This window comes from Pelomonas aquatica (assembly GCF_026712205.1).
In the GTDB taxonomy this organism is placed as follows: Bacteria; Pseudomonadota; Gammaproteobacteria; order Burkholderiales; family Burkholderiaceae_C; genus Pelomonas; species Pelomonas aquatica.
In genome coordinates this window covers 15,165-34,874 of sequence record NZ_JAPPUW010000010.1, presented here as the reverse complement: position 1 = coordinate 34,874, position 19,710 = coordinate 15,165, and the positions used below count along the sequence as shown (strand labels likewise).

Below are 19,710 nucleotides of genomic sequence, written 5' to 3'. Positions count from 1 at the left end.
GGGCGCCTTTTCGTTGAGCTTGCGGGTAAACCCGCGCAACAGCTCAGAGTAGAAGAATTACTATCGATAGACAAATGGCTACCGATGGCCATTTTCTCAATAGAATGATGGAGACATGACTTCTTCGGCCACGATATACGAGGTTGCCGCCGCTGCCAATGTGTCGGTGAGGACGGTGTCCCGCTACCTCAACGATCCCAACTGCGTCTCGACGAAGACGTCGGCGTTGATCGTGGGTGCCATGCAGGCGCTCAAGTACCGGCCCTCGATCGCCGCGCGCTCGTTGAAAGGCGTCAAGACCAACCTGATCGGCGTCGTCTCGGACCGCATCACCACCAGCCCGGACTCCTTCGAGCTGATCAAGGGCCTGCAGCTCGCGGCCAAGCAGCAGGGCAAGCGGCTGCTGATCGCGGAAAGCGGCGGGTCGGATGAAGACATCCCCTCCCTCATCGACGAGCTGATCGAGCACCGCGTCGATGCGCTGATCTTCGCGACCCACTTCCACCGACCGATAGACGCGGCGCTGCTGGAGCGCGCCGACGACCTGCGGATGGTCCTGCTGAACTGCTACGCGCCGCGCGGCGAGTTTCCGGCCGTCGTCCCCGACGACGAGCAGGGCGCGCGCGAAGGGCTGGCGCACCTGTATGAGCTCAAGCACAAGCGGGTCGTGGTCTTCGAGCTGTATCCCGACATGCGTGCCACCCAGCTGCGCCACAAGGGCTATCTCAAGGCTGCCAAGGACCACGGCGCCCCCGAGCCGATCTTCGTCCAGGGATCCCAGGGCGGCAGCCCCGACGACGAGTTCGCCGCAATCGATGCGCTGGTCAGCGAGGTGCTGCGCGTGCACAAGCCCACGGCCATGGTGGCCGGCAACGACAAGATGGCCGCGCGCATCATCCAGTGCCTGCACAAGCGCCAGATCGCCGTGCCCGATCAAGTGTCCGTGCTCGGCTTCGACGATCACCCGATGCTGGTGCACGCCACCGACCCGCCGCTCACGAGCGTGCGGCTGCCGTACCTGCAGATGGGCATGCGTGCCGCGCAGCTGGCCTGCGATCCGTCGCAGACCGGCAAGGTCAAGGAGCGCTGTGATGTTCAAACGCGGGCATCGGTGGCGGGCGTGGCGAGCGGGGGGCGACGGTGAAGTGGTCCATCCCGGCGGCCTTGTTCCTGGCCGCTGGCGCCGCCCTGGCAGTCCCTCTGGAACTGCACGTCTGGCGCCATGAAACCGGCGACAGCGAGATGGTCGCCAGCGCCCACGCCGTGGAGCGCTTCAACCGCAAGCAGAACCGCTGGCATGTGGTCGTCGAGACCCTGCCGCAGGGGTCCTACCAGCAGGCCGTGGTTGCCGCGGCGATGACGAAGAAGCTGCCCTGCGTGCTCGACCTCGATCAGCCCTCGGTCCCCAACTTCGCGTGGGCCGGGCACATCCAGGCGCTGGAGGGGCAGCTGCGGCCTGCGGGCGCCGACAAGCTGATCGCCGGCGGCCGTTCGACGCTCAAGGGCAATCTGTACGCGGTTGGCCAGTTCGACGTCGCGCTGGCCTTGTTCGCCCGCAAGAGCGAACTGGTGAAGTACGGGATACGCGCGGCCACGCTGGACCAACCCTACTCGGCCGACGAGTTCCGCGAGATCCTGCGCCGCCTCAAGAAGCAAGGCGTGAGGTACCCCCTGGATCTCAACGGTCAGCGCAACGGCGAATGGGTGACGTACGCCTTCTCCCCCTGGCTGCAGAGCGCCGGCGCCGACCTGATCGACCGCCGGAACTTCAAGGTGGTGGACGGCGTCCTGAACAGCGACAAGGCGCTGGCGGTGCTGGATTACTACCGCAGCCTGTTCGATGAGCGCTTGGCGTCACGCCGGCCGGTCGATGAGCAGGCCTTCCTCAGCGGCCGCGCCGTCTTCAACTACAACGGCTCCTGGGCGGACAACGAGTACCGCAGGAGGTTCAACGACGACCTGGCCGTGCTGCCGCCGCCGGCCTTCGGCGACAAGCCCCGCATCGGCGCCGGCTCCTGGCAATGGGCGGTCTCGAGCAGCTGCCCCCATCCCGACGGCGCGCGACAGTTCATCGAGCATCTGATCAGCACGGACGAGATCGCCCGGTTCTCCATCGAGACCGGTTTGATGCCGACCAGCGAGGCCGCGGCCGACGCCACGCCGATGTACCGCGTCGGCGGCTTTGGCCGGGACTACTTCGAGTTCGCGCGCCAGTTCGGCGTGCTGCGCCCGGAGACGCCGGCCTATCCCCTCATCAGCAGCAGCTTCGAGCGTGCGATGAAGGAAGTCCGCGAAGGCGGCGATGCGGCCGAAGCGCTGGATCGCGCCGTCGAGGCCATCCAGCAGGACCTGAAGCGAAACCGCGACTATGGCTTCTGATACCCAACACTTCGGCCACGCCCGCTGGGGCGAGGTGGCTACGCTCCTCGGCCCTGCGATGCTGCTGTTCGCCGGCTTCGTCGTGCTGCCGTTCATCATGGCGGTGTGCTTCAGCTTCACCAACGTCAAGCTGCTGCAGGCGGACAAGGTGGAGTGGGTCGGCCTCGACAACTACGCCCGGATGTTCTCCTTCAAGCTCGTCGACGCTCCTTCGGAGGCGGACGTGCAGCCGCTGAATCCCTCGCGCCAGTGGCGCCAGCTCAAGCGGGCCGAGCCCGCGGCGTTCGAAGGCTTCCAGTACCTCACCGACATCCGGCTGGCGGGCTCGCACTACCTGATCGGCGCCCGTGATCCGCAGTTCCTGCGCTCCATCGCGAACACCTTCCTGTTCGCGCTGCTGGTCGTGCCGCTGCAATGCGGCCTGGCCTTCGCGATGGCGCTGTGGGTGAACCAGAAGTTCCGCGGTCGCGTCGGTCTGAGGACGGTGTTCTTCTCGCCGGTCGTGACGTCCATGGTCGTCGTCTCGGCGATCTGGGGCCTGATCCTGCACACGGACGCCGGGCTGTTGAACCAGGTACTGCGTGCCCTTTTCGGCGAGGACGCCGCGCAGCCCGACTGGCTCGGCGACCCGCGGCTGGCCATGCTGTCCATCGCTATCATGTCCGCGTGGCAGGGGGCCGGCTTCCAGATGCTGATCTTCCTGTCCGGCCTGCAGGGCATCTCGAACGACCAGTACGAGGCGGCAAGCGTCATGGGCGCCAACGCCTGGCAGAAGTTCATCTACATCACGCTGCCCGGCCTGAGGCGCACGCTGGTGTTCGTCATGCTGTCGACCACCATCATGGCCTTCGGCCTGTTCACGCAGGTCGATGTCCTCACGGGCGGCGGGCCGCGCGACTCGACCAGCACCATCATCTTCCACGCGGTCCGCGTCGGCTTCAGGGAACAGGACATTGCCTACGGCTCCGCGATGACGCTGTTCTTCTTCCTGTTCGTGCTGCTGTTCTCCTTCGGTCAGAAGAAGGTCATGGAAAGGTTGGGATCATGAGCCGATCCGCCGAAGGGGCGCGGGTGGCCGGTCGGCTGCTGCATGTCGCGTTGATGGTGCTGGCCGGCGTCGTGTTCGCCTACCCGATGCTGTTCATGTTCGCCGCCGGCTTCAAGCCGAGCGAGACGATCTTCGCCGACCTGGGCAGCCCGACCGCGCTGATCCCCGACGCCAGCTGGACGCTCGATAACTACCGCGCGATGTTCGAGAAGGGCTCCATCGGCTCCTACCTCTTCAACTCGGGCGTGGTGTCGCTGGTCACCGTCGTCGCGGGCATCTTCATCAACAGCGCGGCCGCGTTCGCGTTGGCCAAGCTGAAGTGGCGCGGCCAGGGCCTGGCGCTGGCCCTCGTGATCGGCCTGCTCATCGTGCCGTTCGAGGTCCTGGCGATCCCGCTGCTGCTCATCGTGTCCAAGCTGCCCTGGATCGACATCGCCACCGGTGCCGTCGTCGTGGGGTGGCTGGACACCCTGCACGTGCAGTTCATGCCCTTCCTGGCGAACGCGTTCTGCGTGTTCCTGTTCTACCAGTTCTTCAAGGACGTGCCCGACGAGCTGCTGGAGGCGGCGCGCATGGACGGCGCCGGCGCGCTGACGATCTACCTGCGCGTGGTGCTGCCGGTGTGCAAGCCCGTCATCGTGACGGCCGCGATCATCCTGTTCCTGGGCATGTGGAACCAGTACCTCTGGCCGGTGATGACGGTTCACACCTCACAGGCGCGCACCGTGATGGTGGGGCTGCAGCAGTTCTACGGCCGCACGACGCAGTGGGGCGAGATCATGGCCTACGCCTCGCTGATCACCCTGCCGGTGCTGCTCTTCTTCCTGGCGTTCCAGAAGCACTTCATCCGATCAGTTGTGGGCGCCGGTATCAAGGGCTGATCTCCCCCGACGCCAACCGGTCCTTTTTTTGACGTTCTATGTCTATCGGTAGCCACCGCGGACTGTTCCCAGTTTCACCATGCCAAACATCGTTTTTGACCAGGTCGACAAGCGCTACGAGGAGCACTCGGACCGCTACGTCTTCAAGGGACTGAACTTGCACATTCGCAAGGGCGAGTTCACCGTGCTCGTGGGCCCATCGGGGTGCGGCAAATCGACCTTGCTGCGGATGATCGCGGGGCTCGAGGCGGTCAGCGGCGGTGAGCTGACCTTCGATGGCGCGAGGGTCAACGAGCTGCCGCCGGTCGAGCGCGGCGTCTCCATGGTGTTCCAGAACTACGCGCTGTACGCCCACATGTCCGTCTACGACAACATCGGCTTCGGCTTGAAGATCCTCAAGACGCCCAAGGCCAGGCGCCACGAGATGATCATGAGCGCCGCGCGCCAGTTGCAGCTGGAGGATCTGCTGCAGCGCAAGCCGACCCAGCTGTCCGGTGGCCAGCGCCAGCGCGTGGCCATTGGCCGAGCCATCGTCCGGGAACCCAGGGCCTTCCTGTTCGACGAGCCGCTGTCCAACCTCGATGCCAACCTGCGTGGGCAGATGCGCACGGAGATCGCGCAGCTACACCGCCGCCACGGCATCACGACGGTCTACGTGACCCATGACCAGGTCGAGGCGATGACGCTCGCCGACCGCATCGTGGCCCTCAGCCGCCAGGGGCTGGAACAGTTCGGCACGCCGGACGAGCTGTTCGACACACCCGCCAACCTGTTCGTGGCCGGCTTCATGGGAACGCACCGGATGAACCTGGTCGAGGTCATCCCCGCCAACGGCGCGCTGCTGCAGATGCTGACGGGCCGAGGGCATGCCGAGCTGGCCGCCGCCGGTATAGGCACGGTCGGGGCGCGTCCTGAACACATCGACCTGGTGCCTGGCGACGCGACGACCGTGCGGCTGGTGGAGCGCCTGGGCGCCGAGTCCCTGGTGCACCTGGGCATGCCCGAGATGCCCGATGAAATCACCGTGCTGACCACCGACAGGACCACGGCCTTCGGCCAAGGCCGATCGCTGCGGATCGCGCCCGAACGGCTTCACTACTTCGATGCCGCCGGCGCCCGCCTCGCGTCGTGTTGACCCGGCGCGTCTTCTACCTTGGCACCTTGGCGCTTGCCGGTTGTGGCGGCGGCGCGTCCACCCACTCTCCTGAGACACCACCCATCGTGAATCCCCCCGCACCGACACCTCGGCCCCCGCTCTCGGAGTCGGAAGCCTGGCGCCCCCGCTTCCACTACAGCCCGCAGCGCAACTGGATGAACGACCCGAACGGGCTGGTCCTGCTCGACGGCGAGTACCACCTGTACTACCAGTACAACCCTTTCGACGCGCAGTGGGGCAACATCAGCTGGGGCCACGCCCTCAGCACCGACCTGGTCTCCTGGCGAGAGCAGCCCGTGGCAATTGCCGCGACCGAGCACGTCATGGCCTTCTCTGGCTGCGTCGTGGTGGACCACGACAACACGGGCGGCTTCGCGCCTGCGGGTTCTTCCACCCCGGCGCTGATCGCCTTCTTCACCGGCTTCGACCCGACGACGAAGATCCAATCGCAGCACCTCGCCTACAGCCTCGATCGCGGGCGAACCTATGTGCCCTACGCCGGCAACCCGATCATCGACATCGGATCCACCGAGTTCCGCGACCCCAAGGTGTTCTGGCACGAGCCGACGCGTCGCTGGGTGATGCTGGTCGTGGCGGCCCTGCGCCAGGAGGTCTGGTTCTACACCTCGGCCGACCTGAAGCACTGGAGCAAGGTGTCGACCTTCGGGCCGGCCGGCTCGGCCGCGAACAACATCTGGGAGGTGCCGGAGCTGTTCGAGCTGCCGGTGGTGGGCGCACCCGGCTTGAAGCGCTGGGTGCTGGTCGTCTCGGTCAACCTCGGCTCCATCTGGGGCGGCAGCGGCGTCCAGTACTTCGTCGGCGACTTCGACGGCACGAGCTTCAAGGCCGATGCCAGCGACACCGTGGATGCCGTCACGCCGCCGCCAGGCGACCTGGTGGCCGACTTCGAAGGTGATCGCTTCCCAGCAGGGTGGCAGGTCAGCGGCACGGCGTTCGGCAGCGGACCTGCCGGCGGTTCGCTGGCGGGGCAGCAGCATGTGGGCGGCTTCCTGGGCCGCGGCTTCGCTTCGTCGTTTCATGGGGGCGACGGCAGCACGGGGACGTTGACGTCGCCGGTGTTCACCATCACGAAGCCCTCCCTGTGCTTCCAGATCGCGGGTGGGCGCAGCCACGCGACGCGCATCGAGCTGGTCATCGGCGGGCAGGTGCTTCAACAGGCCTCAGGTGACGACACCGAGATCCTGAAATGGATGTCGTGGGACGTGGCGACCCTCATCGGGCTGGGCGCGCAACTGCGCATCGTCGACGAAGCGACCGGGGGATGGGGGCACATCAGCGTCGACCACATCGTCATGACGGACCGGCCGATACGCCAGCCCGGCAATGCCGAGATCACGCTCTGGGCCGACCACGGGCGCGACTTCTATGCGCCGATCACGTTCGCCAACATGCCGGCTGGCCGCGTGGTGTGGCTCGGCTGGATGAGCAACTGGGACTACGCGAGGGTGCTTCCCACGCAGCCGTGGCGCGGCCAGCAGTCGTTGCCGCGCGAGCTGAGCCTCGCGGCCACGCCCCGAGGCCTGCGCCTGTGCCAGACCGTCGTGGAAGAGGCGAAGGCGCTGGTCAATCCGATACCGCTGCAGCGCGCGGCCGATGCGCCGGCCAGCCAGGTGGCCGCAACACTGGCCGGCAGCGCGCCAGTCGGCCGTCAACTGCGGGTGAGGCTGCGCTTGTCGCGAGCGGCGGTCGGCGCGGCCATCGGCGTGGAACTGTTCAAGGGTGCGGCCGGCGCGATCAAGGTCGGGTTCGACCCGGCGTCCGAATCGTTCTTCATCGACCGCACGACGGCTTCCCCCCTGTTCGCCGGCCAGTCCGAACGGCACACGGCGCCGCGCTTGCTGACCTCCGATGAGCTCAGCCTGGAGATCTGGGTCGACGGCAGCACGCTGGAGGTGTTCGCCGACTACGGCCTGGTCGCCATCTCCGACCTCGTCTACTGCGACCCGGCCGACGTGGCCCTGGGCTTCTTCCATGGCGCCGAAGACCCGCGCATCGGGCTCCTCGAAGTCTGTGCCGTCGGCGGCACCATGTACCGGGCAGGCGCCTGACTCCACCAGAAAGGGTTCAACGATGTTCTTGGTTTGTGGTGAAGCGCTGATGGACGTCTTCGCGGAGCAGGAGACGTCCTCGGGCGTGGTGCTCGACGCACGCGTGGGCGGATCGCCCTTCAACGTCGCCATAGGCCTGGCGCGGCTGGGTCAGCCGGTGGCCTTCTTCGGCGGCCTCTCGAAGGGCTTCCTCGGAGACCGCCTGCGCAAGGCCCTCACGGCCGAGCATGTCGACATCGGTTATTGCCCGCTCGTCGACGCGCCCACGACGCTGGGCCTGGTCGGGCTGGCGGCAGACGGTTCCGCTTCCTATGCCTTCTACGGCACGGGGTGCGCGGACCGCATGGTCACCGCCGATGACCTTCCCGACCTGGGCGACGACATCCGGGCGCTGCATTTCGGCTCCTACGCGACGGTCGTCGAGCCGGTGGCCTCGGCGCAGCGCCTGCTGGTCGAGCGCGAGCGAGGACGGCGCCTGATTGCTTACGACCCCAATCTGCGCCTCAACGTCGAGCCGAACCTCGAGCGGTGGAAGGAGATGACGACCTGGATGGCGAGCAGGGCTCACGTCATCAAGGTGAGCTCTGAAGACTTGCATCTGGCTTTTCCCGGCGTGGCGATCCACGAGGTCGCTGCCGGGTGGTTGCGGTCGGGCTGCCGCCTGGTGATCGTCACCAAGGGGGGAAGCGGCGTGGCCGGGTTCACCGACGCTGCCGAGATCGAAGTGGACGCGCGTCCGGTGGACGTCGTCGATACCGTCGGCGCTGGAGACACCTTTCAGGCCGCCTTGCTCACTTGGCTCTCGGAGCACGCACTGCTGTCGATAGAAGCGGTCGGATCGCTTGACGGCGATCAGTTGAGACTCGCCCTCGAATTTGCATCCACGGCGGCGTCGATCACCTGTACGCGGCGCGGCGCTGATCTCCCGCGGCGAGTAGAAGTGGTATGACGTAGCGATACTATGGAACCCGCTGAGAAGGATCGTTAGCCGGCATCGAGGACCTTCGATTCCACGATTTCCGCCACGATATTGGCAACAAGGCTGCTCACGGCAAGTGGAACGACTACTCGGACCAAGACGCCAGAGCAATGGTCGCAGGCGTCGAAGCTCTGGTCGCAGACCTATAGCACTGCATCCGCGCCATCGGGAATCGCGATGTTTGGCCGAAAAATGTCAGCGGGCACAGGATGAGCGAACGGGCCGGATTCCCCCCCGTGCCCCCCCTTGCTTCCCACCGCAGTCAGAAGCCACTCGGCGCGCAGACTGCGCGTGTCGACGTAGGTGCCCCTGCGCACCTCGGCCTCCCGCTCATTCGCCCACTGGACGGCGTCGGCCTTGGTCTTGAAACTGTGAGTGAGAGGCTGAAAGCCTCGAATACGGACCTGGGCTTGGTAGCCCGCTCCCCTCTTGCGGATGTTTGCCATGCTTGCCTTTCTTCGCGTTGTGGCGAATTTGTGGCAAACAGGCGTTTTGGGGGAGGGACAACTTTCAGTCCGAGGGCCCCGGCTCCGGCAAGTTCCTTGCGAGGTGGAAAGTTCAACGAATCGCGTTCCTGATTCAACCAATAAATGGCGATCTCTGTGCATTGCTCCAGGTGGCTCAGACGGGGTCAAAAACCATTTTCTGGCACGTTTTGTTCGGGCGCCCATGAAACGTGGCGCAAGCTGTATGCAGGTCGCATGGACCTATGGAGATGGCGTCAAGTTCTCCGGTGACAAGTTTTGCGATGGACGCTATCGCGAAGCATCGGTACAAGCTGGGCCAAGATATCTGAGCGCACAGGGCCAGGCTGCACGATCGCCAGTTGACTTTAGGTCAGCCGGTGCTGCGGAGGATGAACTGATGAGCAAGTCGCAGTCGCCGGCGTCCGTCGTCGAGGAGGATCTGCACGCCTTCGTGGGCAACGCGCTGGAACCTGACCACCATCAGGAGGTTCAGGATTTCCTCAACCGCAATTCCGACACGGTGGCCACCGTCGCCGACCTTGCTGCGCAGCGCCAGTTCCTTCGTTCCGGCCTGGCGCAGTCGCCAGCGAACCCATCCCGCAGCGCTTGAACCTGTCCGCCACGGTGAGCGGCCAGCGCCGGCCGAAACCCTGGAACTGGCAGATCGCCGCAGCCGTGTTCCTGTCGCTGGGCATGGGCGGCTTCAGTGGCTGGCAGATGCATGGCGCAGTGGGCCAGCCCAGCGCCGGAATGGCCGCCCTAGCCGGCGAGACCCGCAGCAGCTACGTCGCCTACGCCTCAGAGCAGGTTCGGATATCGGCAAGGTGGAGCTGGTGCGCATGGTTTCGGACAAGCTCAAGAGGCCCATCGCCATTCCTGACCTCGCAGCGTCGGGCTACCGGTATGTCGGCGGGCGACTCGTGTCCACCGGGGGGGGGCGCCAAAACACCTGAGCGGCGGGGGGGGGGGGGCGAGTTATATCAGCGCAACCGGGCGTGCGGACGCCCTCTTGTCACGCGGGAGTTGAATTCCAGCCGGGTCTCCCCACATGGTTAGGTTAGGCCAGCGATGACGGCCGTCACGGAGCAGCTTGCTGCCATCTCAAACAAGGAGACCAGATCGATGACCAAACCGCCGACGATTCAAGAGGTTGCGCGCAACACCGCTGCTGCCGACCTTTTTCAGCAAATTGCCACCGACGAGGGGGCTGCCAAGTTGGCCAACAACTTGCGCAACATGCCTGACGCGATCCTGCAGTTCATGTCGAAAGTGAGCGGCGTTCCTACGCATCAGACCGACCTGCACGTCGCGATGATGCGCGGGCAGGACAACGAGTTCATGCAAGGTCTTGAAGCACTCGACGGGTGGTTCCAGCCCGGCGACCTCATCTTGATGACGGGAAGCCAGGCGCTCGCCTTGGTGCAGAAGACGCTGTACAAAAACGCGCGGTCCAGCCATGTGGCGATCGTGCACGCGGATTACATCTGCGTCGATGCTATCCCCGGTGTGGGTGCGTCAAATCGAATCCTTCCGGAGGTTCTCGCCGATGCGGCGCCTGGCTGGCGCATCATCCGCCACAAGGCCGTTGGCCCCGACGATGCCGACAGCTTCCTTCGGGCATGCGCCTTCTACTTGGCGCAACCCTACAAGATCCTGCCGACCAAGGAGTCAGCCCAAACGTTCGCATATTGCTCTGAGCTGGCACGGAAGGTGTACCGAGACATCGGTGTGGCCGACACCGGCATTCCTGATGTTCGCATCATTGCACCGGCGCATTTCGATGAGATCGCAGACGCGAATTCGAACTGGATTGACGTGACCGAGTCACTGCGGCCGGCGGTCGAGTTTTGTCAGAAGTACCCGGAGATCCTCCGGGCGACCGCCAAGATGTTCATCGACGGGCTTAAGCTGAACCGGCGGCGCTTTGAGGAGCGGACCGATCAGCTGGCAAAAATCCAGGCTCAGGTGGAGGCCGGCAAGATGAGTCAAGCGGATGGTCAAGCGGCGACCGCCCAACTCCACGAGATCGAGAGCAACATGAACAACACCTTCTGGGACGTGCCTCGCCCTGCCGGCGTGTTCAAGCGCAGCGCATCGGGCAAGGCCTAGGCGGCTTCAGCCGGACGTCTTCGGCGACAGTTGCCGGTAGATCTCGTTGCTGGCGCGGACCAGCTCGTCGCGGTCCGACTCCGCGGAGATCCCTCCGGTGACAAGTTTTGCGATGGGCGCTTTTCCGAGGCATCGGTACAAGTATGGTCAAGATATCTGAGCACACAGCGCCGGGCCGCGCGATTGCCATTTGACTTCCGGTCACCCTGGGAGTGAAGCTCTGCCTTTGACCTGCAGGCACCCTTGAAGGCACACATGAGACGAGCACCCCATCAGATCTTGGAAACTGTCGAAACGGCACGAGCTGTCATGGACAACCTCTCGGCTCGTGTGGCAGCGAAGCGGAACGTCACGGACCTGGGTGACCTTACGCTCATGCGGACGACAGTCAGGCAGATTGAACAACTCCTGGCGTCAGCTGCTGAGTACGAGGAAGTGCTGAGCCGACGGCTGGATTTGGTCGCAGCACGGCACGAATGAGCGCCTCTATTCAAGCCCACCCGAGGAATCTTCGCACTGTTGCGTCGGCGCAGGCTTTGTTGCGGGCCTTCTTCAACATTGCAGATGGGATTTCATCCCGAAGTTGGAAAGTTGTGACATGGGGTGGAAAGTGGCCTGTATTGAAGTTGGAAAGTGCAGCCCCTGCAGCTACAGCCGCCCAACATGCACTTGGGCCTCTTGCAGCAGCACCAACACCGGGCGAGCCCTTCGAGTCGTAGGTCGGACGCCTCCGTCACGCGAAGCTGGCTGCGCATCCTCATACGGTACTTGCAAGGCATCGCCAGGAGATACCAGCAGCTAGAAGACCTTTGGCGGCCGAGTGGATCCGCGGCCCTCGGCGAACGTCAGGACTCCTCTACGAATTCGGGGGCTGAGATCTCGTCCAGCCGTTACTCCGGCTCTCCTTGAATACAAAGGGCCTCACCTTCCCAGTCGTGCCCGCCCGGGATAGACGACTCGCTTCAGCCGGTCGACGCCCTCAACAGCTGCGCACTGACAGTGCGCTGCCCCCAGGATTCGTAGCACTTCGATCTAGAGCCCTGGGGTTTGCATCGTAGTTGTCGATGCTGGGTTTGGCGCGATGCCGCCAGCATGCTGGCGGCATCGCGCGGCGAACACGGCCGGTGGCACGTACCCGAGGGTGCTGTGCGGCCGGCTGTGGTTGTAGTCCTCGCGCCAGTTGTCGATGACGCTGCGCATGTGGCTCAGGCTGGCAAACCAGTGCTGCGACAGGCACTCGTCGCGGAAGCGGCTGTTGAAGCTCTCGATGTATGCGTTCTGCACCGGCTTGCCGGGCTGGATGAAGCGCAGTTCGACGCCGTTCCTGGCGGCCCAGCTCTGCATCGTTCGGCCCGCGAACTCCGGGCCGTTGTCGGTACGGATCACTTTGGGCAAGCCTCGCTCGGCTTTGACCTGGTCGAGCACTCGCGTGACGTACAGCGCGGGGATCGACGTATCCACGGCGATCTGTACCGCCTCCTTGCTGCAGTCGTCCACAACAGTCAGCGTCTTGACCCTGCGGCCGTTGGCCAGTTCGTCGAACACAAAATCCATGCTCCACACCTCATCGGGTTGCGTCGGGCGCACCAACGGCTGCCGCTCGGGCACGGGCAGCTTCTTGCGGCGGCGCTTGCGCACCATCAGCCCTTCCTCGCGGTAGACCCGGTACGTCCGCTTGACGTTGATCGTCCAGCCTTCGAGCTGCAGTCGGCTGTGCAGCATGCGATAGCCGTGGCGGCGGTGCTGGCCGGCGAGTTCCGTCAATCGCTCGCGCAGCCTGCCGTTGCCATCGTCGCGGGGCCGGTAGCGCAGGGTGCTGGCACTCATGCCCACCAGCCTGAGGGCTCGGCGTTCGCTCAAGCCCTTCTCCTGCAACTGCCGCACGACCTCGCGCCGCGCCGCCACGGCCATCACTTTCCCTTGAGCACCTCGCGCATCGCGTCGATCTCAAGCATCGAGTTGGACAGCAGCTTCTTGAGCTTCGTGTTCTCCGCCTCCAACGTCTTCAACCGCTGTGCGTCCGACACGTTCATGCCGCCGAACTTGGCCTTCCAGGCGTAGTAGCTCGGCTCGCTGAAGCCATGCTTCCTGCACAGCTCCTTGACCGGCAGGCCAGCATCGGCCTCACGCAGGAACCCAATGATCTGTTCCTCGCTGTATCGCTTCTTCATCGGTCCGATCTCCATCTCGGGTTGATCGGACTCTAGAACTACCTGCTGCGAATCTCAGGGGGCAGCGCATCGCCGAGCTGCCCCATCGGCACGGTGCGGTCCTCGTAGACGCTCTTCATCGCCGCGTCGGACTGCTGCAGCGCCCGCCAGGCGAACGCCGAGATCAGCAGGAACAGGACCAGCAGGAGCCCGAAGCCCAGGGCCAGCCGTTGGGCAACAGTCAGTTCACGGCGCATAGCTTCCTCAAGCGGACGAAAGTTCAAACGGGTGTCGGCGCTGGCTCGGTTGCCACGGCGCGGCGCGCAGTCTAGGTTGGCAACGTTTGAAACGGCATGGAATTGATGCAATTGAAAGTGCCGCCGTGAAATCGAGCGCGAAAGTGTGCCCGTTCGGCGCGAGATTTCGTGCAGCCGATCTCGGCGGACTGATTCCCCATGAGCGGCGACAGGGGTTGAGTCACGCGCGATCAGGCGCGTTCGTCGTGCATTGGAGCTAAGGATATGAGCGGGTGGCGTCCAACGTGTAGGAGAACTCGGGACACATAGAGCTACGGGTGCCGGGACAGCCGCTACCGTCCGTCGCGAACAAGCTGTGAACTCCAGGGCCCGCTTTGCTGCAACGACGAGGTGGCGCTCGTCGTCCCGACCACTTCGATGTCTTGATGCCGTCAGCATTCACCACGACGCCTCACGCACTTGCCGTTTGAAGTCCAGGTTGGTTGCCATATTCATGTGAGCGGTCGGCGCGGCGTCTCCTCTAGTGGCGGTGTCGGTGCGCCATCGCGCAGAGCAAAGAGTCGCCCAATCGGGAACGCGGCGTAGTGTCATGACGTCCAAGCGGTTTTCCACCATGGGATGGCCATGCTTGCCGACGCTCCTTCGACCCTTCTCCCCGACACGCTGCCCCGCATGTCCGTCTCGGATCGAATCCGCCACCGCCTCATCCACGCCCAGCAGCGCTACCACGCCAACGACAACATCTCCGCGTTCATCCGGGACGGCGAACTCGATGAATTGCGCGGTGATGTGGAGCACCGGCTGCGCGAGGTGCTGCACGCCCTGGTGATCGACACCGACAAGGATCACAACACCGCCGACACCGCCCGTCGCGTGGCCAAGATGTTCGTGACCGAGCTGTTCCGCGGGCGCTACGAACCGGCCCCACCGGTGACGGAGTTCCCCAACGTCTCGCGCCTCAACGACGTGATGCTGATCGGCCCGATCACCGTTCGCAGCGCCTGCTCGCATCACCTGTGCCCCATCGTGGGCAAGGCCTGGATCGGCGTGCTGCCCAATGCCGCGTCCAACCTCATCGGCCTGTCCAAGTACGCGCGCATCTGCGACTGGGTCATGAGCCGCCCGCAGATCCAGGAGGAAGCCATCACGCAATTGGCGGATGAACTGGAGCGGCGCGTGAGCCCCGACGGCCTGGCGGTGGTTGTCGAGGCCACACACTTTTGCATGCACTGGCGCGGCGTGAAGGACGCCGATTCACGCATGACCAACTCCGTGATGCGAGGGGCCTTCCTGAGAGACCCGGCGTTGCGCCGTGAGTTCCTGAGTCTGATGCGCGTACCGGGTCGTTGAGACGGGAACGCGGGGGCGGGTCGTGGCGTCCAACGGGCATCACAACCTTGGAGATCCCATGAGATACCTGGCATGGAGCGCATCAGCCACGCTCGCCGCGGCGCTGGTCGCCTGCGGCGGCAGCAGCGGCGGCATCAGCGGCGAGGCCGCGCCCGAGGCGCCGTCCGACAGCACGCTGGTGGACGAAGGCCGCCAGACCTTCCGCTACGAGACCTTCGGCGACGAGGCGAAGTGGACCGACAAGCTGCGCATGCATGAGGCCGTGACGACGACCGTTACCCCAGCCCTGGCACTCGACGTGGGCCTGAAGGTCGACGCCGACGCGCTACCGGATTCGCTCAAGCAGGCGCTCGCCGCCGGCAAAGTACCGCTGGACGACCCGCAGACCACTCTGGCCCTGTTGCAACTGGACGCTGTGGTGGGCCTCAAGGGCCGAGTGGAGAAGGAAGGCACCGTGCTCAAGCTGCGCAGCCTGGGCGTGACCTGCGCGCTGTGCCACTCCACCGTGGACAACTCGTTCGCACCCGGCATCGGCAAGCGCCTGGACGGCTGGGCCAATCGCGATCTCGACGTTGGCAAGATCGTCTCGCTGTCGCCCGCACTCGACGCCGACACCCAGGCGGTGTTCGCCAGTTGGGGCAGGGGCAAGTACGACGCCCGCTTCAACATCGACGGCAAGAGCAAGCCCGCTGTCATCCCGCCGGCCTATGGCCTGGCCGGAATCCACAAGATCACCTTCACTGGCGACGGCGACGACATTGCCTACTGGAACCGCTACGTGGCGGTCACCCAGATGGGCGGCCTGGGCAGCTTCTTCGACCCGCGAATGCCCGCGGCCACCACCATCAACAGCACCGCGGACTTGGTCAGCCCGAAGCTGGCCGGTCTGCAGGCGTATCAGCTCTCCCTCGCTGCGCCCGCGGCGCCGGCCGGCAGCTTCGACGCCATCGCGGCGGGGCGCGGAAAACTGCTCTTCGAAGGCAAGGCGCAATGCATCGCCTGCCACAGCGGCAGCCTCTTCACCGATGCCAACGCGCGCCTGCACGGGCCGGACGCATCCATGGCCGAACCCGAAACACCCAGCCACGCGGGGCGTTCGGCCACACGGATGTACCGCACCACGCCGTTGAAGGGGGCGTGGCAGCACGCACCCTACTTCCATGACGGCAGCGCCGCGACGCTGGAAGACGTGGGTGCTGCCTACAACGCCAGGCGCAACCTCGGCCTCACACCGTCCGACATCAAGGACCTCGCGCAGTACCTGAAATCGCTTTGACGGGAACGCCCGCACGGTTCGCGACATCTATCCCCTGTCGGCACTTCCGACGTCAACCTCCAGCACAAACCATGACCCGACGCCTCCCCCTCGCAGCGCTCGCCGCTGCCGCTACCCTGTCCCTCGCCGCCCACGCGGCCCACGCAGCCGAAGGGCCCAACGACGCGCAAATCGCCGCCATCGTCGTGACCGCCAACCAGGTGGACGTCGATGCCGGCAAGCTCGCCGCGGGCAGGACGAAGTCCGCCACCGTCAAGGCCTTCGCGCAGCAGATGGTCACCGACCACAGCGGCGTCAACAAGATGGCGGTCGACCTCGTCACCAAGCTGAAGGTCAAGCCGCAGGACAACCCCACCGCACAAAGCCTGCAAAAGGGGGGCGACGACAACCTCGCCAAGCTGCGCACCCTGGACGGTGCGGCGTTCGACAAGGCCTATGTGGACCACGAAGTCGACTACCACGTGGCCGTGCTCGACGCGCTGGACCAGGTGCTCATCCCCAGTGCCAGCAACGCTGAGCTGAAGGCACTCCTGGTGAAGGTGCGCCCGGCCATCGACGCCCACCTGCAGCACGCCCGTCACCTCCAGGGTGCGTTGAAGTGACGCGGCGGCTTCGCGCCGCCGCCGTCGCCTGGGCCTTCCTCGCCGCGGGCCCGGCGGCCTGGGGCGAGACCCATACGGTCATCATCGAGGGCATGCGCTTCAACCCCGAGACCTTGACGGTCAAGCGCGGCGACCGCGTCACGTGGGTCAACCGCGACGTGGTGCCGCATACCGCGACCGCTGGCAGGGCGTTCGACTCGGGAGCCATCGCGCCTGGCGCGTCCTGGAGCTTCAGGGTGAAGACGCCCGGGCAGCAGGGCTACGTCTGCGCGCTGCACCCGATGATGAAGGCCTACCTCAACGTCCAATGACGCCATGAACACGACGACTTCCCTCCCGGAACCGAGCGGTCGCCAGGCAGATCTCGATTTGGCGCTGCAGGTGGTTGCGGGCGACTCTGCCGCCTTCGCGCGCCTGATGCGCCAGTACAACCGGCGCCTATTTCGCCTCGCGCGAGTCACGCTCAAACACGACGGCGACGCGGAGGACGCGCTGCAGGATGCCTACCTGCAGGCCTTCCGCGCGATCGGCAAGTTCCGGGGCGACGCGTCGCTGGGAACCTGGCTGTCGCAGTTGGTGATGAATGAATGCTGGGGTCGGCTGCGCAAGCAAGCGCGCCGCGACGGCATTGCCAGGTTCGTTCCCACCGCGCCCGAAGCCGAGGCCGCGCCGGTAGACACGGAGATTGACGCCATGGATGCAGCGCCGGCCGAAAAGCCCGAAGACGCATTGTCCCGCGCGCAGTTGCGCACCCTCATCGAGCGCAGGCTGGACGACCTGCCTGAGAGCTTCGCAGCCGTCTTCGTGCTGCGCGCCGTCGAGGAACTCAGCGTGGAAGAAACCGCGCAATCGCTCGGCATTCCTGAAGCGACCGTGCGCAGCCGCTACTTCCGGGCGCGTGGGCTGCTTCGCGAGTCGCTTGCGCTGGATCTTGACTCTGCACAGCGCGACGTCTTCGCATTCGACGGCGAGCGTTGCGACCGCATCGTGGCTTCGGTGCTCGCCAGGTTGCGGGATCAAGCTGACCATGAGCGCCGCTTCGCGCTGGCGCCTACGCGGTGAGGAGCCCCCATGCGCACCTGGACTGAGCGCTGGAAGCTCACCCTGACAGTCGCCGGCGCGTTGCTGGCGATTGGCCTCGCCACCGCGGACGCCTACGTCGACCTCGCCCAGCCGGCTGACGTGTGCCGCGTCCGGCAAGCCAACGGCGCATTGCCGGCATCAACCCCGACTGGGCTGCTTCATGACGAGAAGTCAGGAAAATACAGCACCTGAGCGTGACGGCACCGAGCCCGATGCACCTTCACCAGCGTCCGGGCCGCCAGCAGTTCGCTTCGACGATCTGGCGTCCATCTCCCCCGCCCTTGTGATCGCATTCGTCGCGGGGCTTGCCCTCAAGTGCGCACACGGACATCGCGTCAGAGACTCGGTGACGGAACGCGACGAAGCATGATGGTCCCAGAGGACTGAATCAACGTCACGGAAGTCACAAGCTCGCCATCGCTGCCGAAATTCAGTTGGACGTTCGCCTGCGGCACATGGGCGTGCCGAGGCGCGCTGGCCTTCAACTCGAAGATGGGCTGGCTAGCCAGTTGGGCAATCAACCGGCCCTGATCGTCAACGTTGACTCGGATGGAGACCTGCGGTGAGGCATATTCGCCCATCAAAGCGGTCTTCTGTTCATCGCTCAATGCGATGAACTTCACCTCGGGTTGCGGTCACAAAGGAATTCTGACGGCCGCGACGAGTCCGCCGCCCTCCCGGGGCGACAGTGCCAAGTCACCTTGGCAATGCACCAGAAGCCGCTGAACGATCGCAAGTCCCAATCCTGTGCCGCCAGTTTCACGACTACGAGATCCTTCAACTCGATAGAACGGCTTCGTGACCTTGTCGATATCTTCTGGCGGTATCCCAGGACCTCGGTCCATCACGCGCATCACTGCCTTGCCGTCTTGCTGTTCCATCGAGACCTCCACCGCTCCGGCGAACTTTAGAGAGTTGTCAATGAGATTCACCACAATTCGGTGGAGCGCCTTCGGCCTGGTTCTCGCCGTGATGAGCGGGCCACCGAGCCACACCACGTCTTGACCGGCATCCTGATAGTCCGCCACGATGCTCTCCAGAAGTGCAACCAGGTCGGTCGGCATCAACGGCTCTTCAATGGCTTGGCTAGTGCGTGCGTAGGCCAGCCCCATTTCGACGAGATGCTGCATCTGCGCCAAGTCTCCCTGCAGCTTGTCTCGCATGGGTTCGTCGCGCAGCATTTCGGCACGCAGGCGCATCCGCGTGATAGGCGTCTGCAGGTCGTGCGAGATGGCGCCGAGCATCTCCACGCGTTCCTCCAGATGCTCATCGATCCGGTGACGCATCTGGTCAAAGGCTTCGGTGACTTCCAGGACCTCGCGAGGTCCGTCGGGCGGAAGCGTCGTGCCCGGCTGTCCGGGCTTCAGGGATCTCGCCGCGACTGCGAGCTGAGACAGAGGCCGCGTCACCTGGCGTACGACGAGCCAGCAACCGGTACCCAACAGCGCGAACTGGCCGGCCAATGCTGCCAACAGCCAGGGTGAGAGGTGCAGTGCCGGCGGGCCAATCACCACTGAAACGGGACTACCGTCCTGCAAGCGGAGAAGGAACCTCAGTTCGCCAGAGCCATCGCGCTGGTCTGAGGTCAAGACAGGTTGCGCCAGGGCCTCGGAGAGCGACCCCGCCACCGCTTTTGCCAATCCGTCGGGTACGGCTAACAAGCTTTCTGAATGGATGACGTCGCCAAGCCGTAGCTGATAGTTCGGACGTTTCAGTCGTTCCAGCCAGAGCCCGCGCTCAGAAGACGGCAGGCGGTCGAGCATGGCCACCGAACTCGCCACGTCGGCCGAGAGGTACTCCACCATCATCCCGCGCATGGTGAGACTGCGCTCGCCCAGGACGAACAAGAACGTCAGCGACTGGGCCAGCACCAGGCCGATGGCCAGGATCAGCATCAGCCGTCC

General features: G+C 65.0%; 19 protein-coding genes. 15 read left to right on the top strand and 4 right to left on the bottom strand.

What is annotated here, in order from left to right; all coding sequences use genetic code 11:
- Positions 1-115 precede the first annotated feature (115 nt).
- The 9 genes from NYP07_RS12300 to NYP07_RS12260 all read left to right on the top strand — a co-directional run bounded on the left by NYP07_RS12300 (position 116) and on the right by NYP07_RS12260 (position 11,088).
- Positions 116-1,144, top strand: a complete 1,029-nt coding sequence (locus NYP07_RS12300; RefSeq protein WP_268150826.1) for a LacI family DNA-binding transcriptional regulator — start codon at positions 116-118, stop codon at positions 1,142-1,144.
- A complete protein-coding gene (locus NYP07_RS12295; protein ID WP_268150824.1) occupies positions 1,141-2,379 on the top strand; it encodes a sugar ABC transporter substrate-binding protein in 1,239 nt (412 codons plus the stop codon). The genes NYP07_RS12300 and NYP07_RS12295 overlap by 4 nt, the downstream gene beginning before the upstream one ends.
- Entirely contained in the window at positions 2,369-3,427 is a 1,059-nt protein-coding gene (locus NYP07_RS12290; RefSeq protein WP_268150822.1) for a carbohydrate ABC transporter permease, read from the top strand. Before NYP07_RS12295 ends, NYP07_RS12290 begins: the two co-directional genes overlap by 11 nt.
- Entirely contained in the window at positions 3,424-4,308 is an 885-nt protein-coding gene (locus NYP07_RS12285) for a carbohydrate ABC transporter permease (protein WP_268150820.1), read from the top strand. Before NYP07_RS12290 ends, NYP07_RS12285 begins: the two co-directional genes overlap by 4 nt.
- Positions 4,309-4,387: 79 nt before the next feature.
- On the top strand, positions 4,388-5,443 hold the full coding sequence (locus NYP07_RS12280) for an ABC transporter ATP-binding protein (protein WP_268150818.1): 1,056 nt from the start codon (positions 4,388-4,390) through the stop codon (positions 5,441-5,443).
- Entirely contained in the window at positions 5,437-7,533 is a 2,097-nt protein-coding gene (locus NYP07_RS12275; protein WP_338091311.1) for a glycoside hydrolase family 32 protein, read from the top strand. Before NYP07_RS12280 ends, NYP07_RS12275 begins: the two co-directional genes overlap by 7 nt.
- Before the next feature lie 22 nt (positions 7,534-7,555).
- Complete coding sequence (locus NYP07_RS12270; RefSeq protein ID WP_268150815.1) at positions 7,556-8,482, top strand: carbohydrate kinase family protein; 927 nt, start codon at positions 7,556-7,558, stop codon at positions 8,480-8,482.
- An 894-nt stretch (positions 8,483-9,376) separates the two neighbouring features.
- A complete protein-coding gene (locus tag NYP07_RS12265) occupies positions 9,377-9,589 on the top strand; it encodes an anti-sigma factor family protein (protein WP_268150813.1) in 213 nt (70 codons plus the stop codon).
- Positions 9,590-10,047: 458 nt separating this feature from the next.
- Positions 10,048-11,088 (top strand): hypothetical protein, encoded by a 1,041-nt coding sequence (locus tag NYP07_RS12260; protein WP_268150811.1) that lies wholly within the window; start codon positions 10,048-10,050, stop codon positions 11,086-11,088.
- A 1,032-nt stretch (positions 11,089-12,120) separates the two neighbouring features.
- On the opposite strand, the gene NYP07_RS12255 is transcribed toward NYP07_RS12260, so the two are convergent.
- Positions 12,121-13,259 (bottom strand): IS3 family transposase gene (locus tag NYP07_RS12255; protein WP_378990825.1). Its coding sequence is split into 2 segments (ribosomal slippage): positions 12,121-13,019 and positions 13,019-13,259, totalling 1,140 coding nucleotides; the frame shifts between segments, so codons are not numbered across the junction.
- A gap of 38 nt (positions 13,260-13,297) precedes the next feature.
- Positions 13,298-13,495 carry an MCP four helix bundle domain-containing protein gene (locus NYP07_RS12250; RefSeq protein ID WP_268150808.1) on the bottom strand — a complete coding sequence of 66 codons (198 nt, stop codon included), beginning with the start codon at positions 13,493-13,495 and terminating at the stop codon, positions 13,298-13,300.
- A gap of 618 nt (positions 13,496-14,113) precedes the next feature.
- Between NYP07_RS12250 and folE the strand changes: the two genes are divergently transcribed.
- From folE to NYP07_RS12220, 6 genes are all read left to right on the top strand, one after another.
- Positions 14,114-14,845 (top strand): GTP cyclohydrolase I, encoded by a 732-nt coding sequence (folE, locus tag NYP07_RS12245; protein WP_378990826.1) that lies wholly within the window; start codon positions 14,114-14,116, stop codon positions 14,843-14,845.
- A 58-nt stretch (positions 14,846-14,903) separates the two neighbouring features.
- Positions 14,904-16,121 carry a c-type cytochrome gene (locus tag NYP07_RS12240; protein WP_268150805.1) on the top strand — a complete coding sequence of 406 codons (1,218 nt, stop codon included), beginning with the start codon at positions 14,904-14,906 and terminating at the stop codon, positions 16,119-16,121.
- 71 nt (positions 16,122-16,192) lie between these two features.
- Complete coding sequence (locus NYP07_RS12235; protein WP_268150803.1) at positions 16,193-16,723, top strand: DUF4142 domain-containing protein; 531 nt, start codon at positions 16,193-16,195, stop codon at positions 16,721-16,723.
- On the top strand, positions 16,720-17,034 hold the full coding sequence (locus NYP07_RS12230) for a cupredoxin domain-containing protein (RefSeq protein ID WP_268150801.1): 315 nt from the start codon (positions 16,720-16,722) through the stop codon (positions 17,032-17,034). The genes NYP07_RS12235 and NYP07_RS12230 overlap by 4 nt, the downstream gene beginning before the upstream one ends.
- Positions 17,035-17,038: 4 nt before the next feature.
- Positions 17,039-17,785 (top strand): RNA polymerase sigma factor, encoded by a 747-nt coding sequence (locus tag NYP07_RS12225; protein ID WP_268150799.1) that lies wholly within the window; start codon positions 17,039-17,041, stop codon positions 17,783-17,785.
- Positions 17,786-17,794: 9 nt separating this feature from the next.
- Positions 17,795-17,998: a hypothetical protein gene (locus NYP07_RS12220; RefSeq protein WP_268150797.1), complete on the top strand. Its 204-nt coding sequence runs from the start codon at positions 17,795-17,797 to the stop codon at positions 17,996-17,998.
- A 143-nt stretch (positions 17,999-18,141) separates the two neighbouring features.
- Here NYP07_RS12220 and NYP07_RS12215 read toward each other — a convergent pair whose 3' ends face one another.
- Together NYP07_RS12215 and NYP07_RS12210 are read right to left on the bottom strand one after the other, a co-directional pair.
- On the bottom strand, positions 18,142-18,429 hold the full coding sequence (locus NYP07_RS12215) for a hypothetical protein (protein ID WP_268150795.1): 288 nt from the start codon (positions 18,427-18,429) through the stop codon (positions 18,142-18,144).
- A 12-nt stretch (positions 18,430-18,441) separates the two neighbouring features.
- On the bottom strand, positions 18,442-19,701 hold the full coding sequence (locus NYP07_RS12210) for an ATP-binding protein (protein WP_268150793.1): 1,260 nt from the start codon (positions 19,699-19,701) through the stop codon (positions 18,442-18,444).
- Between the last annotated feature and the right edge of the window lie 9 nt (positions 19,702-19,710).